Origin of the sequence: Vibrio sp. CDRSL-10 TSBA, assembly GCA_039696685.1 — a bacterium.
Classification (GTDB): domain Bacteria; phylum Pseudomonadota; class Gammaproteobacteria; order Enterobacterales; family Vibrionaceae; genus Vibrio.
The window spans coordinates 1,304,656-1,321,811 of record CP155566.1 but is presented as its reverse complement, the minus strand read 5'-3'; the positions used below and the strand labels follow the sequence as shown (position 1 = coordinate 1,321,811).

General features: G+C 52.0%; 12 protein-coding genes, 5 pseudogenes and 1 other annotated feature. Of the genes and pseudogenes, 14 read left to right on the top strand and 3 right to left on the bottom strand.

Annotated elements, in window-relative coordinates; all coding sequences use genetic code 11:
• Positions 1–110 precede the first annotated feature (110 nt).
• Together cydD and cydC are read left to right on the top strand one after the other, a co-directional pair.
• A pseudogene (cydD, locus tag ABDK09_13525) lies at positions 111–1,899 on the top strand (cysteine/glutathione ABC transporter permease/ATP-binding protein CydD).
• The gene (cydC, locus tag ABDK09_13520; protein XAW90423.1) at positions 1,892–3,613 is read left to right on the top strand and encodes a cysteine/glutathione ABC transporter ATP-binding protein/permease CydC; all 1,722 of its coding nucleotides are present in this window, start codon (positions 1,892–1,894) and stop codon (positions 3,611–3,613) included. The pseudogene cydD and the gene cydC overlap by 8 nt, the downstream one beginning before the upstream one ends.
• Positions 3,614–3,858: 245 nt before the next feature.
• Here cydC and rluB read toward each other — a convergent pair.
• The 3 genes and pseudogenes from rluB to ABDK09_13505 all read right to left on the bottom strand — a co-directional run bounded on the left by rluB (position 3,859) and on the right by ABDK09_13505 (position 6,415).
• Positions 3,859–4,798, bottom strand: a pseudogene (gene rluB, locus ABDK09_13515) (23S rRNA pseudouridine(2605) synthase RluB).
• Between the two features lie 120 nt (positions 4,799–4,918).
• Positions 4,919–5,539: an L-threonylcarbamoyladenylate synthase gene (locus ABDK09_13510; GenBank protein ID XAW90422.1), complete on the bottom strand. Its 621-nt coding sequence runs from the start codon at positions 5,537–5,539 to the stop codon at positions 4,919–4,921.
• Positions 5,536–6,415: pseudogene (locus ABDK09_13505) on the bottom strand (PHP domain-containing protein). Before ABDK09_13505 ends, ABDK09_13510 begins: the two are co-directional and overlap by 4 nt.
• Before the next feature lie 93 nt (positions 6,416–6,508).
• Between ABDK09_13505 and ABDK09_13500 the strand changes: the two are divergent.
• From ABDK09_13500 to ABDK09_13445, 12 genes and pseudogenes are all read left to right on the top strand, one after another.
• The gene (locus ABDK09_13500; protein ID XAW90421.1) at positions 6,509–6,598 is read left to right on the top strand and encodes a Trp operon leader peptide; all 90 of its coding nucleotides are present in this window, start codon (positions 6,509–6,511) and stop codon (positions 6,596–6,598) included.
• Positions 6,566–6,668, top strand: a sequence feature (Trp leader region). (Overlaps the previous gene by 33 nt.)
• 103 nt (positions 6,669–6,771) lie before the next feature.
• Positions 6,772–8,338 (top strand): annotated as a pseudogene (locus ABDK09_13495) (anthranilate synthase component 1).
• Positions 8,339–8,349: 11 nt separating this feature from the next.
• Positions 8,350–8,952, top strand: a complete 603-nt coding sequence (locus ABDK09_13490) for an aminodeoxychorismate/anthranilate synthase component II (GenBank protein ID XAW90420.1) — start codon at positions 8,350–8,352, stop codon at positions 8,950–8,952.
• Between the two features lie 139 nt (positions 8,953–9,091).
• The gene (gene trpD / locus ABDK09_13485) at positions 9,092–10,090 is read left to right on the top strand and encodes an anthranilate phosphoribosyltransferase (GenBank protein ID XAW90419.1); all 999 of its coding nucleotides are present in this window, start codon (positions 9,092–9,094) and stop codon (positions 10,088–10,090) included.
• Positions 10,091–10,188: 98 nt separating this feature from the next.
• Positions 10,189–11,550, top strand: coding sequence for a bifunctional indole-3-glycerol-phosphate synthase TrpC/phosphoribosylanthranilate isomerase TrpF (gene trpCF / locus ABDK09_13480; GenBank protein XAW90740.1), 1,362 nt, complete (start codon positions 10,189–10,191; stop codon positions 11,548–11,550).
• A gap of 49 nt (positions 11,551–11,599) precedes the next feature.
• Positions 11,600–12,790, top strand: coding sequence for a tryptophan synthase subunit beta (trpB, locus tag ABDK09_13475; GenBank protein ID XAW90418.1), 1,191 nt, complete (start codon positions 11,600–11,602; stop codon positions 12,788–12,790).
• Positions 12,790–13,596, top strand: coding sequence for a tryptophan synthase subunit alpha (gene trpA, locus ABDK09_13470; protein XAW90417.1), 807 nt, complete (start codon positions 12,790–12,792; stop codon positions 13,594–13,596). The genes trpB and trpA overlap by 1 nt, the downstream gene beginning before the upstream one ends.
• Before the next feature lie 320 nt (positions 13,597–13,916).
• Positions 13,917–15,183 (top strand): annotated as a pseudogene (locus tag ABDK09_13465) (dicarboxylate/amino acid:cation symporter).
• A gap of 166 nt (positions 15,184–15,349) precedes the next feature.
• The gene (locus tag ABDK09_13460) at positions 15,350–15,580 is read left to right on the top strand and encodes a hypothetical protein (protein ID XAW90416.1); all 231 of its coding nucleotides are present in this window, start codon (positions 15,350–15,352) and stop codon (positions 15,578–15,580) included.
• A 107-nt stretch (positions 15,581–15,687) separates the two neighbouring features.
• Positions 15,688–16,233: a septation protein A gene (locus tag ABDK09_13455; protein ID XAW90415.1), complete on the top strand. Its 546-nt coding sequence runs from the start codon at positions 15,688–15,690 to the stop codon at positions 16,231–16,233.
• A gap of 114 nt (positions 16,234–16,347) precedes the next feature.
• Complete coding sequence (gene yciA / locus ABDK09_13450) at positions 16,348–16,749, top strand: acyl-CoA thioester hydrolase YciA (GenBank protein ID XAW90414.1); 402 nt, start codon at positions 16,348–16,350, stop codon at positions 16,747–16,749.
• 110 nt (positions 16,750–16,859) lie between these two features.
• Positions 16,860–17,156, top strand: coding sequence for a YciI family protein (locus ABDK09_13445; GenBank protein XAW90413.1), 297 nt, complete (start codon positions 16,860–16,862; stop codon positions 17,154–17,156).

The following is a 17,156-nucleotide window of genomic DNA, read 5'->3' as shown; positions in this document are numbered from 1 at the left end:
TTTCAGTTTTGACAAGTTAGCAGCAAACCCGGTGGTATATCCACCGGGTTTTCTTTTGTATACTAGCCCACTTTCAAAATCATAAGAATTCTAGATAAGCCTTCAAGTATATGGATAAGAAAAAGCAACGGAGCTTAAATATCTGGCTCAAACAGCAGAGCAAACTGGCCAAGCGCTGGTTAATGCTGGCTATCGGGCTTGGCGTGTTATCCAGTGTGTTTTTGCTCGCGCAAGCCGCTCTGCTCGCCTCGATATTGCATCAGCTCATCATTCAACATGTCGACAAATATGACCTGGTACCTTACTTCGCCGGGCTGGTCGTCATCATCGCGATACGTGCCGCGTGCTCATGGGGCCGCGAAACTGGCTGGTTTTCGGGCCGGCAAAGAGATCCGGATATACATCCGGCAACTGATTTTCGACAAACTGCGCACCCTGGGGCCAGCCTATATTAAAGGCAAACCAGCCGGTGCCTGGGCGACACTGACCCTGGAACAGGTCGAAAACATGCATGACTTCTTTGCCCGCTACCTGCCGCAAATGTCGTTGTCTGTGCTGATCCCGTTTGTGATTCTTGTCGTGGTCTTCCCGGTTAACTGGGCTGCAGGTTTGATCTTCCTGATCACAGCGCCACTGGTGCCGCTGTTTATGGCTCTGGTTGGTATTAAAGCAGCCGACGCCGGGCGCAAAAACTTCAAAGCGCTGCAACGTCTGTCAGGCCATTTCTATGACCGTCTGCAATCGATGACCACCATTCGCCTGTTCGACCGCACCGACGCGGAAACCGAGCAGATGCGAGGCGCATCGGAAGTGTTCCGTAAGCGTACGATGGATGTCTTACGTATCGCATTCCTCTCTTCAGCGGTACTGGAGTTCTTTACTTCAGTCTCCATCGCGATTACCGCGGTGTACTTTGGTTTCAGCTTCATCGGCGAACTGGATTTTGGCTATTACGGCGCAGGTGTCACTCTGTTTGCCGGTATTTTCATTCTGGTGCTGGCACCGGAGTTTTACCAGCCACTGCGCGATCTGGGGACTTTTTACCATGCCAGACAACAAGCCGTTGGCGCCGCTGAAAGCATCGTTGAGTTTCTCAATATTGATGTCAGCAAAGTGCAATCCGGCACCAGCCAGATGCAGGACGCCGATGACGTGGAAATCATTGCGACCGATCTGCAAGTGTTCAGCCCGGAAGGCCAGCGCCTGGTCGGGCCGGTTTCTTTCCGCCTGAACCGTGGCCAGACAACCGCGCTGGTCGGCCCGAGCGGCGCTGGTAAAACCAGCCTGATCAACGCGATTCTCGGCTTTATGCCCTATGAAGGCAGCCTGAACATCAACGGTGTGGAACTCAATCAGCTCGATCACGCCAGCTGGCGTAAACACATCAGCTGGGTCGGTCAAAATCCGCTGCTGGTGCATGGCACCATTCGTGAGAACATCACCCTGGGTAAATCCAACATTACCGACAACCAGATTGAGCAGGTACTGGAGCACTCCTTTGCGGCTGAATTTGTGCAAAAACAAGGGCTAGACTACCCAATCAGCGACCGCTCCGGTGGTCTGTCTGTCGGTCAGGCACAGCGTCTGGCTTTGGCGCGCGCCATGCTGCAACAAGGCCGCTTCTGGCTGCTGGATGAACCGACCGCCAGCCTTGACGCCCGCAGCGAACAACTGGTAATGCAAGGTCTGAATCAACAAATCACCCACAAAACCGCGCTGCTGGTGACACACCAGTTGCTGCCACTGCAATCTGTCAGTCAGATTCTGGTGATGCAGGACGGCGCTCTGGTCCAGGCCGGCGATTTTGCTACGCTGAGCCAACAACCAGGACTGTTTGCCGATATGCTGGCGTCTAATCAGGCGCTGCACGAAGCCGATAAGGGGAACCTCGATGCGTGATTTATTGCCATACCTGAAACTGTATAAAAAGCACTGGTTTGGTCTGACGCTGGGTATGTTACTTGGCCTCGCGACTCTGGGCGCCTCAATCGGTTTGCTGACTCTGTCCGGCTGGTTCCTGTCCGCTGCGGCAGTTGCAGGCCTAACCGTCGCCCGTGAAACCTTTAACTACATGCTGCCAGGCGCATTTGTGCGTGGTTTTGCGATGGGCCGTACCGCCGGCCGCTGGGGTGAACGTGTGGTCAGCCACAACGCCACCTTTAAACTGTTGACCGATCTACGCATCTTTTTCTTCCAGAAACTGGCACCGATGATCCCGGGTCGCGTATCTAACCTGCGCGATGCGGACCTGCTCAACCGCCTGGTGGCCGATATCGATGCAATGGACCACGTCTATCTGCGTCTTATCAGCCCGGTGACGATTGGCGTACTTGGTGTGGCAGGTCTGACGACCTTACTCTGCTGGTTTGATCAATCCCTGGGGCTGACTCTGGGCGCAATCCTGCTGCTGCTGCTGCTGACCTGGCCGGTGCTGTTTTACAAGCTGGGCAAACGCAATGGTGCCGAACTGACCCAGAACAAAGCAGACATGCGTGTTGCAACCATGGACTGGCTGCAGGGTTACAGCGAGCTGACCATTTTTGGCGCCGAATCGCGCTACCGCGATGCGATTTATACTGCGCAGGAAAAACTGCTGGCCAACCAGAAGCTCAACGCCAGCTTTAACGGCCTGGCTTCTGCCCTGCTGATGCTCGCTAACGGCTGGACGCTGGTTCTGATGCTGTGGCTGGCCGCAGACGGCGTGAACGGTCAGGCTCCGGATCCTATGATTGCGTTGGTGGTCTTCGCGACTATGGCCAGTGTTGAACTGCTGATGCCGATTGCCGGCGCGTTCCAGTATCTGGGGCAGACTCTGACCTCAGCCCGTCGTCTCAATGAGGTGATTCTGGCCGAACCGGATGTGGTATTCCCAACGGACAACACCCGCCACTCGGGGCAGTTTGATATCGCGTTTGATAATATCGGCTTTGCTTACAACGACAGTGAGCAGCAGGTTCTGCGTGATGTCAGCCTGACCATTCCGGCCGGCCATAAAACCGCCATCGTCGGTCAGACGGGTTCGGGTAAATCGACCCTGATCCAGTTGCTGTGCCGCTACTGGGATGTACAGCAAGGTGAAGTCCGTATTGCCGGTACCCGCCTGCAAGACTGGAAAGAGAGCGATCTGCGCTCGGCGATCAGCGTGGTCAGCCAGCGTGTCGATATCCTCAACGGTACACTGCGTGACAACCTGATCATGGCGAAACCGGATGCCGATGATGCCCTGTTGAGTGAAACCCTGCAACGGGTCGGCCTGGGTAAACTGCTCGATGCACCGGGTCTGGATGCCTGGCTGGGTGACGCGGGCCGCCAACTGTCCGGTGGTGAAAAACGCCGTATCGGTATCGCCCGTGCGCTGCTGCACAACGGCCCGATTCTGCTGCTGGATGAACCGACTGAAGGTCTCGACAAGCAGACCGAAAAGCAGATCATGGCGCTGTTTGAATCGCACTTTGCCAACAAGACGGTCATCTTTATTACCCACCGCCTGGTGGAACTGGAGAAGATGGACACCATCTGCCTGATTGAACAGGGTGAGATTGTCGAACATGGCAGTCATCATCAGCTGCTGGCCGAGCAAGGCCGTTACTTCCAGCTCAATCAGACGCTGTAACCGAACCCGTAACAGCTCTGCTTAATCTCAGCCTCGCTTATCCGCGGGGCTTTTTCTTGCTTGAACCACCACGACCTTAAAGCTTCTGCTGCCCTACAACCTTTGGTACCGCAGCGGCTCCATCTCGCAGGCAATAAAAAACCCAGGCGATGCCCGGGTTTTATTATTCAAATTTTCTCATTACTGTAGCGTTTGCCAGCTCTGCGGCTTTAATCAGACGCAACCAGCAGGCTGAGCAGGTACAATTAACGGCCTTTGCGTGGTTCGCTGGCTACTTTAGTACGAGAGCCGCCCTCTTTGCGACGAGAGTTAGCACGACCACCGGCTGGTGTATTGACGCGCTCTTCATGGCGACGAACTGCACGACGGATCTTCTGGCTGCGTGAACGCTCACGTTTACGAGAAGTGTTGTCTTTCGACACATCCAGCATAGTGCTGTTTTCCGGTTTCAGTTCCACCAGTTCACGCAGGTAGTTCACGTCTTTCAGCGACAGTTCCATCCAACCGCCACGAGGCAGTTTCTTATCCAGGAAGATGTCACCGTAACGCACACGCTTCAGTCGGCTTACTGTGGTTTCCTGAGATTCCCACAGACGACGAACTTCACGGTTACGACCTTCGTTGATCACGACGTAGAACGTGTGGTTCATGCCTTCACCGCCGGCATAAACTACGTCTTCAAAACGTGCCATACCATCGTCCAGCTCAACGCCGCGTACCAGGTTACGTACTTTATCTTCGGTCACATCACCGAACACACGTACCAGATACTCACGTTCAACCTGACGACTCGGGTGCATCAGACGGTTAGCCAGTTCACCATCGGTAGTGAACAGCAGCAGACCAGAGGTGTTAGCATCCAGACGGCCCACCGAAATCCAGCGCGAGCCACGAATTTTTGGCAGACGATCAAACACCGTACGACGACCTTCCGGGTCGTGACGGGTACACAGTTCACCTTCCGGCTTGTAGTAAGCCAGAAACGCGACATACAACTTCTTCCTGCGCTTTGGCAGACACAACGTGTCCGTCAATACGCACGATGGCGTTTTCATCATCCAGGCGTTCGCCCAGTACAGCTACCTTGCCATTAACACTTACGCGCCCAGCTCGGATCAGAGCTTCCAGCTCACGACGAGAACCATGACCAGCACGTGCTAAAACCTTTTGTAACTTTTCGCTCATTTATCTACCTATGATGTCGTCTTCTCAGACGTCGAATAACAAGATGCGACCTCAAAATCGCGGTCGCGTAGTATCGCAAAGAATCCGCGAAAAAGCACCTTTTTATTAGCGCCTGTTCGATTACTCAAATGGCGTCGGATCGCCCGCGCCCAAACGAACCACCTGCATTTCATCTTCGCTGAAATCAATCACAGTGGTCGGCTGTTCGCCCAGATAACCGCCCGCCAGAATCACATCCACTGCGTGCTCAAGACGATCGCGAATCTCTTCCGGATCCGATTCGGTGTTCACATTGCCCGGCAGGATCAGCGAGGTCGACATCAGGGGTTCGCCCAGCGCCTCCAGCAGATCAAGAGCAATCTTGTTGTCCGGAACACGGATACCGATTGTCTTACGCTTGGCGTTCATCAGACGACGCGGTACTTCTTTGGTTCCCTTAAAAATAAAGGTGTAAGGGCCAGGAGTATTGTTCTTCAGCAGACGAAAGGCTGTATTATCTACGCGTGCATATAAAGATAGTTCAGATAAATCACGGCACAACAGCGTAAAGTTATGCTTGTCGTCCAGGCGGCGGATCTGGCAAATACGCTCCAGGGCATGTTTGTTTTCTAGCTGGCAACCCAGTGCATAACCGGAATCGGTCGGGTAAACAACCACACCGCCATTACGAATAATTGCAACCGCCTGGTTGATCAGACGGGCTTGTGGATTCTCAGGATGCACATAAAAAAACTGGCTCATTGTGATACCTCATCATTGAGTCTCTCGACTGGATGCTTAGGGAGATTAGTCCAATCTCTCCAAACAGGTTCTACTCCGGAAGGCAACCAAAGATTGCGCCCTAATTCCATCCACGGGGACGGGTAATGAAAGTCGCTGCCTTGAGAAGCTAATAGATTGTATTGTATCGCATAATCAGCAAGATTGCGTTTTTCTTGCGGCGCTTGTTGCGGCTGAGCCACTTCCATCGCATCCCCGCCCGCTTCTGCGAACGCTGCAATCAGGCGTTTCAGCCATTTGGTGGTCAGATCATAACGGGCCGGATGAGCAAGAAACCGCCAGGCCGCCCGCGGCATGGATGGCATTAATCGCATCGTCCATCGTACACCAGTTCGGTGGCACATAACCCGGATTGTTGCGGGTCAGATATTTTTTAAATACCTGCTGCATATTCTTCACATAGCCGGCATCCACCAGCCATTTAGCAAAATGGGCACGGGTGATCGGTGCATCGCCGGCGATGGCTTGCACTTCGGCTAACACACCTTCACGGGTCGCCTTTTCCAAACGCTGGGCAATCATTTCCGCCCGCGCAACACGATGCGCTTTTTGCGCTTCAATTAAACGCAGCAGCTCCGGCGTTTCGATATCGATATTAAGGCCGACAATGTGAATGTCTTTGTTTTGCCACACGGTCGAGAATTCAATCCCGTTGATCAGGGTAATCGCATGCTGTCTGGACTGAATGTACTCACGCGCCGGTTGCAGTGAATCGACCGTATCGTGGTCAGTGATCGCCAGCACATCGATGTTAAATTCAACGGCTCTTTCAATCAGTTGTTCGAAACTCAGACGACCGTCAGATGCCGTGGTGTGACTGTGTAGGTCAATTTTCATAATTTTTTTAATTTGCCGGTTATTTGGGCTTGACTTTCGACCTCCGCACTAGTTTACTAGTACACAAATACGAGAGCACAGTTTGAGGTTCCCATGTTACTAGAAATTACATCAAACCATAATCCCCAATTCAGCACTGCCGGCGCAGCGCTTAACTGGTGGCACACTTGGACAAGTTCTTAGTGGGCTCGCGTATACCTGTCTGACAGGAAACGTCTTTCAAGAAGCCCGCTGACTCAGCGGGCTTTTTACTTTATTTTTCATTATATTATTCGTCGGGTTTCGCTCCATACATCAGTCTGCATTCAAGCGAACAAACCCAACCGGCAAACGCAAAATTCAGATAAGGAGGTCTTGTGAACAAGGCCATTGAAATCAAAAATCGTGCAACCATTGAAGTACTGAATACTACGTTGCCGTACACCCAGGATCCAACCGCACTGTTTCACGCTTTGTGTGAAGGTAAAACAGACTGCCTGTTGCTGGAATCTGCCGAAATCGACTCAAAACAAAACCTGAAAAGCCTGCTGTTGGTTGACGCCGCGGTGCGTATCATCTGCTACGGCCACGAAGTCACATTTCAGGCGTTAAGTGATAACGGCCGCGCTCTGATTAACGTTCTGGCGCAAAACGTGGTCGCTGACATCCCGAGCCAGCGCAGCGAGTCAACTCTGACGCTGACGTTTACCACCCCATGCGACACATTAGATGAAGATTCGCGCCTGCGTGAAGCGTCATCATTCGACGCTCTGCGCCTGGTGCAGCACAGCTTTGATCTGAGTGACAAAGATAAATACGCCATCTTCCTCGGCGGCCTGTTTGCTTACGATATGGTGGCTAACTTCGAGCCGCTGGGCGATGCAACCGCAACCAACGACTGTCCCGATTACGTGTTTTATGTGTCTGAGAACCTGATGGTCATCGACCACCAGACCGCAACCAGCCAGTTACAGGCCACCGCGTTCACCTCTGATAGTGCTGTCAAAGCCACTCTGCGTGCCCGTCAGGAAGAGATCAAAGCGCAAACGTCACACAATCTGACTCTGCCGCAAGCCACTAAGCTGCCAAACGTCGAACTGACCACTAACATCGAAGACGAGCAGTTTCTGCGATATCGTGCGCGACCTGAAAGATCATGTCATTAAAGGTGATATTTTCCAGGTCGTCCCGTCACGCCGTTTCTTCCTGCCTTGCCCTTCACCGCTGGCCGCTTACCAGCGCCTGAAAGAGAGTAATCCGAGCCCGTACATGTTCTACATGCAGGATGAACGCTTTACCCTGTTCGGTGCTTCACCGGAGAGCGCACTGAAATACGAAACAGACACCAACCAGATTGAAATCTATCCGATCGCCGGTACCCGCCCGCGCGGTAAAAATGCGGATGGTTCGATTAACTTCGACCTCGACAGCCGTCTGGAACTGGAACTGCGCTGCGACAAGAAAGAGAACGCCGAACACATGATGCTGGTTGACCTGGCCCGTAATGATGTGGCGCGTATCGCCGAAGCAGGCAGCCGTCACGTGGCAGATTTGCTGAAAGTGGATCGCTACAGCCACGTGATGCACCTGGTATCTCGTGTCGTTGGCCAATTACGCAGCGATCTGGATGCCCTGCACGCTTACCAGGCCTGCATGAACATGGGCACGCTGACCGGCGCGCCGAAAATCCGCGCCATGCAGCTGATTCGTGATGTTGAGAAAGAACGCCGTGGCAGCTACGGCGGCGCGGTGGGCTACCTGACCGGTGAAGGCGATCTGGATACCTGTATCGTCATCCGTTCCGCTTTTGTCGAGAACGGCATTGCCCAGGTTCAGGCTGGCGCGGGTGTGGTGTATGACTCAGACCCGCAATCCGAAGCCGATGAAACACGCGGTAAAGCTCAGGCGGTGATTTCCGCGATTCAATTTGCTCACCAGGCGTAAGGATACTCAACATGACTCAAGCAACTCAAACCGCCAATATCGTTTTTATCGATAACTTTGACTCTTTTACCTACAACCTGGTTGATCAATTCCGTTCATTGGGACACCAGGTGACGATTTACCGCAACCATATTCCGGCGGACGTCATTGAGCAGGCTGTCGCCAAACTCGATAACGCCGTAGTGGTTCTGTCACCGGGCCCGGGTGCGCCTTCTGAAGCGGGTTCCATGCCGGAAATCCTGCAACGCCTGAAAGGTAAAGTGCCGATGATCGGTATTTGTCTTGGTCATCAGGCCATGGTGGAAGCCTACGGCGGCGTTGTAGCCGGTGCGGGTGAAATCGTACACGGTAAAGTCTCGATGATGGAGCATAACCAGCACCCGATTTATCAGGGGCTGCCTTCGCCGCTGGCGATTGCCCGTTACCACTCTCTGGTTGCTACACAAGTTCCGGACAGCCTGACGGTCACAGCGGAAGTAGACGGCCTGGCGATGTCGATTGTCAACGATGCCGACAAACTGTGCGGCTTCCAGTTCCACCCGGAATCCATCATGACAACTCAGGGCGCGACTCTGCTCGCAAACGCGATTAACTGGGCAATGGATAAAGCATAACGACACGTCCCTTTTGATTCGACGACAGATCCAACTCGCGAACGACAGACCCGGCACGAAGACGACAGACAAAAAAGATTAACAGCTCGCTGAACAACTGATACAAATCAACGAGCTGGCAGGATACGGAGAGAAAGCAATGCAAGCGATTATTAATAAGCTGTATGAACAACAGGCGCTGACTCAGGATGAGAGCCAGGCACTATTTGACTACATTATTCGCGGTGAATGTGAACAGCCGCTGATGGCTGCTGCGCTGACCGCGCTCAAAATCAAAGGTGAAACACCGGACGAAATCGTCGGTGCAGTGCGCGCCCTGGTAGCGAATGCCAGTCCCTTCCCGCGCCCGGATTACGACTTTGCCGATATCGTCGGTACCGGTGGCGACGGCGCTAACACCATCAACATCTCAACCACCTCCGCTTTCGTGGCGGCAGCGTGTGGGGTAAAAGTGGCCAAACACGGTAACCGCGGCGTATCGAGCAAATCCGGTTCATCGGACCTGCTCAGCGCATTTGGTATCAACATGGAAATGAGCGCACAGGATACCCGTCAGGCACTGGACGACCTTGGCGTCGCCTTCCTGTTTGCGCCGCAATATCACGGCGGTTTCCGTCATGCGGCACCAGTACGCCAGAGCATGAAGACCCGCACCATTTTCAACATTCTCGGCCCGCTGATTAACCCGGCCCGCCCGAATATCCAACTAATGGGCGTATACAGCCCAGAATTGGTTCGTCCTATCGCAGAAACCATGGTACAAATGGGACTGAAACGAGCCGCTGTGGTTCATGGTTCAGGATTGGACGAAGTGGCAATTCACGGAGAGACACTGGTTGCCGAAATCAAAGATGGTGAGATTGTCGAGTACACCCTCACGCCGCAAGACTTTGGCTTAGACAGCTACCCGCTGCAAGCTATTGAAGGTGGCGACCCACAGGAAAACCGCCTCATCATCGAAAACATTCTGACTGGCAAGGGTACATCTGCTCAGGTCGCCGCCGTGGCGGTGAACGTTGCCCTGTTGCTGCGCATGTTTGGCTTTGAAGATTTGAAAGCCAACGCACAACAAGCCATTGATGTCATGAACTCAGGCAAAGCGTTTGATCTGGTACAACAACTAGCAGAGCGAGGTTAATCCCCTGATGTCTGAACAAAACGTGTCTGAACAGAAACGAAGCACACACCCCATCATCCGGACAATTGTCTGAGCACATTTCGGTGCACAACGCCCAGATGGCCGAAGTACTGGCAAAAATCGTCACTGACAAAGTAACCTGGGTTGCAGAGCGCAAAGCCTCACAGCCACTGGAAACCTTTAAATCTTTGCTGACCGCTTCCGATCGTAGCTTCTACGATGCACTCAGCGGCGACAACACCGTCTTCATTCTGGAATGTAAAAAGGCATCGCCATCGAAGGGATTAATTCGTCAGCATTTCGATCTGGACTACATAGCGTCAGTCTACAACCAGTACGCGAATGCCATCTCTGTACTGACCGATGAGAAATACTTTCAGGGCAGCTTTGACTTCCTGCCACGCGTGCGTGCCCAGGTTTCCCAGCCAGTACTGTGCAAAGATTTCATGATCGACACTTACCAGGTTTATCTTGCTCGTCACTACGGCGCCGATGCCATTCTGCTGATGTTATCTGTACTGGATGACGACACTTACCGTGAGCTGGCTAACGTGGCTCACGAATTGGGCATGGGCGTGCTGACTGAAGTCAGCAACGATGAAGAGCTGGAGCGTGCTGTGGCACTGCAGGCACGGGTTATCGGTATCAACAACCGTAACCTGCGCGATTTGACGACGGATCTTAACCGTACCAAACAGATGGCGCCTAAGCTGCCAAAAGGGACCACCGTCATTTCCGAGTCTGGTATTTACACTCACCAGCAAGTCCGTGACCTGTCCCGCTTCGCCAACGGCTTTTTGATCGGCAGCTCACTGATGAGCCAGGACAATGTTGAACTGGCGGTACGTAAAGTGGTGCTGGGTGAAAACAAAGTGTGTGGCCTGACTCATGCCGACGACGCGGTGAAAGCGTATCAGGCCGGCGCGGCATTTGGTGGCCTGATTTTTGTCGAAAAATCGAAACGCTACGTGGATGTGGAAACCGCACGCATGACCATGAGCGGTGCGCCGCTGCAATACGTGGGTGTGTTCCAGAATCACAGTATCGATACTGTCGTTGATATCGCTACTGACCTTGGCCTGTTTGCCGTGCAGCTGCACGGTGATGAAGACCAGACTTATATCGACGCGCTCAAAGCCCGTCTGCCGGGGCAGACTGAGGTATGGAAGGCGTACGGCGTCGAAGACAAGTTACCAGCCATGCTGAACAACGTCGACCGTCACTTGCTTGATGCCAAAGTGGGCAACCAGAGTGGCGGTACCGGCAGCGTGTTTGACTGGAACCTGATCGACAATCCGCAGCGCATTATGCTGGCTGGCGGCCTGTCTCCGGACAATGTCAAACAAGCAGCCCAGCTTGGCTGTCTCGGTCTGGATCTCAACTCAGGGGTTGAGAGCGAACCGGGTAAAAAAGACATGGCCAAACTGCGCCAGGCATTCAACGAAATCCGTAATTACTAATTGACCATAACCATAAATCGCAACAAACGGTTATTGAAGGAATAAGATCATGGCAAAATTAAACGCCTACTTTGGCGAATACGGTGGTCAGTTTGTACCACAAATCCTGGTTCCGGCGCTTGACCAGCTGGAACAGGCTTTTATCGACGCCCAGGAAGACCCTGAGTTTCGTTCTGAATTTATGACGCTGCTGCAAGAGTACGCAGGCCGTCCGACCGCACTGACCCTGACGCAAAACATCACCAAAGGCACCAAAACCAAACTGTACCTGAAGCGTGAAGATCTGCTGCACGGCGGCGCACACAAAACCAACCAAGTACTGGGTCAGGCGCTGCTGGCTAAACGCATGGGCAAAACGGAAATCATCGCCGAGACAGGTGCGGGTCAGCACGGCGTCGCAACCGCTCTGGCTTGTGCGTTGATGGGCCTGAAATGCCGCGTTTACATGGGCGCGAAAGACGTCGAACGTCAAAGCCCGAACGTATTCCGTATGCGCCTGATGGGAGCAGAAGTGATCCCGGTTCATTCCGGTTCAGCAACGCTGAAAGATGCGTGTAACGAAGCGCTGCGTGACTGGTCTGGCAGCTACGAAACCGCGCACTACCTGCTGGGTACTGCCGCTGGTCCTCACCCGTTCCCGACTATCGTGCGTGAATTCCAGCGCATTATTGGTGAAGAAACCAAGAACCAGATCCTGGCGCGTGAAGGACGTCTGCCGGATGCCGTGATTGCTTGTGTCGGTGGCGGTTCAAACGCTATTGGTATGTTCGCTGATTTCATCGAAGAAGAGTCTGTGCGCCTGATTGGTGTTGAACCAGCCGGTAAAGGTATTGATACCGACATGCACGGTGCGCCGCTGAAACACGGTAAAACCGGCATTTACTTCGGTATGAAAGCACCGATGATGCAGGACGAAGACGGTCAGATTGAAGAGTCTTACTCCGTTTCTGCTGGTCTGGACTTCCCATCAGTCGGTCCGCAGCATGCGCACCTGAATGCGATTGGCCGCGCCGAATACGAAAGCATTACCGATGATGAAGCGCTGGAAGCGTTCCAGAAACTGGCCCGCAATGAAGGCATCATCCCTGCGCTGGAATCTTCGCATGCACTGGCTCAGGCTGTGAAAATGGCTTACGCCGAACCTGAAAAAGAACAATTGCTGGTGGTTAACCTTTCCGGCCGTGGTGACAAAGATATCTTCACCGTACTGAAGATTTTAGAAGAAAAAGGAGAGATCTAATGGACCGCTATCAATCGCTATTCCAGCGTCTGGCTGACAACAAACAGGGTGTGTTCGTTCCGTTTGTCACCATCGGCGATCCGAACCCGGAGCAATCACTGCGTATCATGCAAACGCTGGTCGAATCTGGTGCTGATGCTCTGGAACTGGGTATCCCGTTTTCTGATCCGCTGGCGGACGGTCCGACCATTCAGGGCGCAAACATTCGAGCTCTGGACGCAAAAACCACGCCGAGCGTCTGTTTTGAGCTGATTGGTAAGATCCGTGCTCAGTATCCGGAGCTGCCAATTGGTCTGCTGATGTATGCGAACCTGGTTTACGCACGCGGTGTCGACAGCTTCTACCAGCGTTGCCAGCAAGCGGGCATCGATTCGGTGCTGGTGGCGGACGTTCCGACCAACGAAAGTGAAGAATTCGTCGCAGCGGCGAATAAATACGGCATCAAGCCAATTTTCATCACACCGCCGACAGCCAGCGATGAAACCCTGCAGTCTGTAGCCAAACTAGGTGGTGGATACACTTACCTGCTGTCTCGTGCCGGTGTCACCGGTACCGAAACTAAAGCGAAGATGCCGGTCCTGACTCAGCTGGAAAAACTCAACCAGTATAACGCGCCACCTTCTCTGCTTGGCTTTGGCATTTCTGAACCGGAGCAGGTTAAGCAGGCTATCGCTTCCGGCGCTGCCGGCGCTATCTCGGGTTCTGCCGTGGTGAAAATCATCGAGACCAACCAAGGTGACGATGAGAAAATGTTAACAGAATTAGCACAATTCACCCGTAATATGAAAGCAGCGACTTATCTGTAAGCGCTGTTAAGATAAGTGTTTGGTTTCTTACTCATGTCAGAAACCAAACATTTTACTAACAACTCCCCGTTTTATTCCCACCTTATACTGTGCTAGTTCACTGATATTTCACTTGCTTAAAACTTCAAAGCAAACGTTTTCGTGTGCTTAAAAATCCTACTCACGTCAATGAAATAGTTGTTTGATGCCAAATTCACCCTGATTACATATTGCCAATTGTGACAGGAACGTGTAAAAAGCGGGAACAATACAATTATCCACTGAACATATTATGAACAGAGGGTAATACTGGACATTTCAATATTGTTAGCACAGAGGTTATGGAAGTGTTAAAAGAAAAGAACTTATTAAGCAACATCGGCGTTCAGGTCGTGATTGCGATGATCCTGGGTACTGCAATCGGTGCCACCATGGGTCAAGACGCCGCAATGTTTGCACCTCTGGGTGCCATTTTCATTAATTTGATCAAAATGCTGGTGATCCCACTGGTTGCCGTTGCCCTGATTTCAGGTGCAGCCGGTCTGGGTGACAGCCAGTCAGCAGGTAAAGTCGGCTTCGTCACTCTGGGTTACTTTGCTGTAACTTCAGCGCTGGCGGTTGCGCTGGCTCTGGTCATGGGTGCCGTATTCCAGCCAGGTCTGGGCATCGATGTGTCCGGCGTGGAAGGCATGTTCTCTTCTGAATATGCATCAAAAGGTGAACTGCCAACTTTCTGGGCCACCATCATTGGTATGATCCCAACCAACGTTTTCCAGTCACTGAATGAAGCGAACATCCTGCAGATTCTTGTGTTCTGTCTGTTCCTGGGCGTAGCCATTTCTAAGCAGCCAAAGAGCAAACGTGAGCCAGTAATCAACGGTGTAAACACCCTGGTTGACTCTATGGTATGGATGATCAACAAGGTCATGGTTATCGCACCAATTGGTGTGTTCGGTCTGATGGCTGAAGCGGTAGGTACCTTCGGTTTCGGCGCCCTGATGGTGGTGTTCAAACTGTTTGTTGTTTACGTAGCCGCTATCCTGATTTTCGGTTTCGTGGTTTACCCGCTGATGATCCAAATCTTCACTAAGACTTCAGCGAAGAAACTTCATCAAAGCGATGAAGAAACCGCAAGCTGTGGCACTGTCGACCGCATCGTCAATGGCGACTCTGCCAGTAACAATGGACACCGTTGAAAACGAACTGGGTGTGCGTAACTCTACCGCATCATTCGTGCTGCCTCTGGGCGCAACCATCAACATGTCCGGTAACGCGATTTACTACGGCCTGGTTGCTATCTTCTTCGCACAGCTGTTCCACATTGACCTGAGCATGGGCGCTTACGTAGCGATCATCGTCACTGCAACTCTGGGTGCTGTCGGTCAGGCGGGCGTACCGGGTCCATCATTCCTGGTTGTTGCAGTACTGCTGGCGGCAGGTATTCCAATCGAAGGTCTGCCACTGCTGTTCGCTCTGGACCGTATCTTCGATATGATCCGTACTGCGCTGAACATCACTGGTGACGCAGCGTGTGCAGTTATCGTTGATGCTCTGATCAAAGAAGAAGCAGCAGAAGCGGAAAAAGAGTACCAGAATCAGGAAGCATAATTCTGATTAAGCGGGCACTGCCCCGACAATATTGCCAAAGCCACTCTTCGGAGTGGCTTTTTCATGCCTGCTATTTTGCCATGGCCGTTGCACCTTTTACTTCAGTGTCACGTAGAAATATTTGAAACCAGACTTCGCCTGAGTGGCTTTACTAAGGAGGTCTGCCATGACCATGCAACGCCACTGCTATTACACTCTGATTCACCAAGGTATCGAAACCCTGCTGCAAGAGCGCTTCGGAGCCAGCGACAATAGTGCCTACCATCAAACCTTACGTGACATGACCGGTAAGTCGAGCTGCTTTAACCTGTCCGATGATGAGCTGGAGCAGCTGGTCGAAAACCTGAGCAATGAAGGTTACTTACACAACGCTCAAACACTCGCCTGCCAGTTGTAACCATGCGCCAGCGCCGACAAATTTGTTTCAAATTATCATTTAATGTTTAGCTGGCGGTCTTAATTCGTTAGACTGTCATCAAGCTACTATTCGGACGTATCTACACCATGAAACAATTGCTCGACTTTATCCCACTGATCATCTTTTTTGCCCTGTTCAAGTTCTACGATATCTATGTCGCCACCGGCGCACTCATTGCAGCAACAGCAGTACAGATAGTGGTGACTTACTTCCTGTTTAAGAAAGTGGAAAAAATGCAGCTCATCACCTTTCTGTTGGTGGCGGTTTTTGGTGGCATGACCATCTTCCTACACGATGATAACTTCATTAAATGGAAAGTAACGATTGTCTACGTGATTTTCGCTCTGGGACTGACGATCAGCCATTTGATGGGCAAATCAGCGATTAAAGGTATGCTGGGCAAAGAGATTACTCTGCCGGAAGCGGTATGGAGCAAGGTAAACTGGGCCTGGGTCGGTTTCTTCTCTGTATGTGCGGTTCTCAATATTTACATCGCATACAAGCTGCCACTCGACACCTGGGTCAACTTTAAAGTGTTCGGCCTGTTGGCGGCGACTTTCGCTTACACTCTGCTGACCGGTGTCTATATTTATAAGCACCTGCCTAAAGAGCAGAACAACTCTGGCGAGTAAAACAGCAAACAGTGTCCGAAAGGTGAATCACTGAAACTTTTGTTGTTATAATTCCAGTTATTGTTGTTGCAGCGACCTATATGGTCGCTGTTTTGTTTATTGCGGATATCAAGAATGAATCAGGAAGTACACTCTCCGAAGGGCCAGTTGCTGCTCAGAACCCTGGCGATGCCAGCCGATACCAATGCGAACGGCGATATCTTTGGTGGCTGGATTATGTCTCAGCTCGATTTGGCCGGCGGCATTCTGGCCAAAGAAATCTCCTGCGGACGTATTGTCACTGTGTCGGTATCGAGCATTACCTTTAAGAAACCGGTCCGGGTGGGTGATGTCGTCTGTTGCTACGGCGAATGCACCAAAATCGGCCGTACGTCGATGTCAATTAATCTGGAAGTTTGGGTAAAACCTATCAAAGAAAACGGAGTATTGGACCGTTTTCAGGTCTGCGAAGCGACGTTTAACTACGTGGCCATTGATGCAGATGGCCGCCCGCGTCCGATTAAGCCAGGCAAATAATCACAAAATCTGTTTCTTGCCCTTTAAAACTTAATCTGTTTCAGTACATTAGTATGCCCGACCTAATTTAGGTATACACTTACCGTTAAGCAACTTATAAGGAAATTAATATGTGGTACGTCATCTTCTCACAAGATGTTGAAAACTCGCTGGAGAAACGTATGAGCGTTCGCCCTGCTCACCTCGAGCGACTGCAAATTCTCCAGGATGAAGGCCGCTTGTTAACAGCAGGTCCGATGCCGGCGATTGATTCAGATAATCCGGGTGAAGCAGGATTTACGGGGTCAACTGTGATCGCAGAGTTCAATTCACTGGATGACGCCAAAGCCTGGGCAGACGCAGATCCTTATGTAACTGCCGGTGTTTATGCTAACGTTATCGTGAAACCATTCAAAAAAGTATTCTGA

Bases quoted from the DNA above. Each gene is read 5' to 3' on its own strand.
- trpB (XAW90418.1), top strand. From the start codon at position 11,600: ATGGCAAAATTAAACGCCTACTTTGGCGAATACGGTGGTCAGTTTGTA.
- yciA (XAW90414.1), top strand. From the start codon at position 16,348: ATGAATCAGGAAGTACACTCTCCGAAGGGCCAGTTGCTGCTCAGAACC.
- ABDK09_13455 (XAW90415.1), top strand. From the start codon at position 15,688: ATGAAACAATTGCTCGACTTTATCCCACTGATCATCTTTTTTGCCCTG.
- ABDK09_13500 (XAW90421.1), top strand. From the start codon at position 6,509: ATGTTACTAGAAATTACATCAAACCATAATCCCCAATTCAGCACTGCC.
- ABDK09_13460 (XAW90416.1), top strand. From the start codon at position 15,350: ATGACCATGCAACGCCACTGCTATTACACTCTGATTCACCAAGGTATC.
- ABDK09_13445 (XAW90413.1), top strand. From the start codon at position 16,860: ATGTGGTACGTCATCTTCTCACAAGATGTTGAAAACTCGCTGGAGAAA.
- trpCF (XAW90740.1), top strand. From the start codon at position 10,189: ATGGCCGAAGTACTGGCAAAAATCGTCACTGACAAAGTAACCTGGGTT.
- trpD (XAW90419.1), top strand. From the start codon at position 9,092: ATGCAAGCGATTATTAATAAGCTGTATGAACAACAGGCGCTGACTCAG.
- trpA (XAW90417.1), top strand. From the start codon at position 12,790: ATGGACCGCTATCAATCGCTATTCCAGCGTCTGGCTGACAACAAACAG.
- ABDK09_13490 (XAW90420.1), top strand. From the start codon at position 8,350: ATGACTCAAGCAACTCAAACCGCCAATATCGTTTTTATCGATAACTTT.
- cydC (XAW90423.1), top strand. From the start codon at position 1,892: ATGCGTGATTTATTGCCATACCTGAAACTGTATAAAAAGCACTGGTTT.
- ABDK09_13510 (XAW90422.1), bottom strand. From the start codon at position 5,539: ATGAGCCAGTTTTTTTATGTGCATCCTGAGAATCCACAAGCCCGTCTG.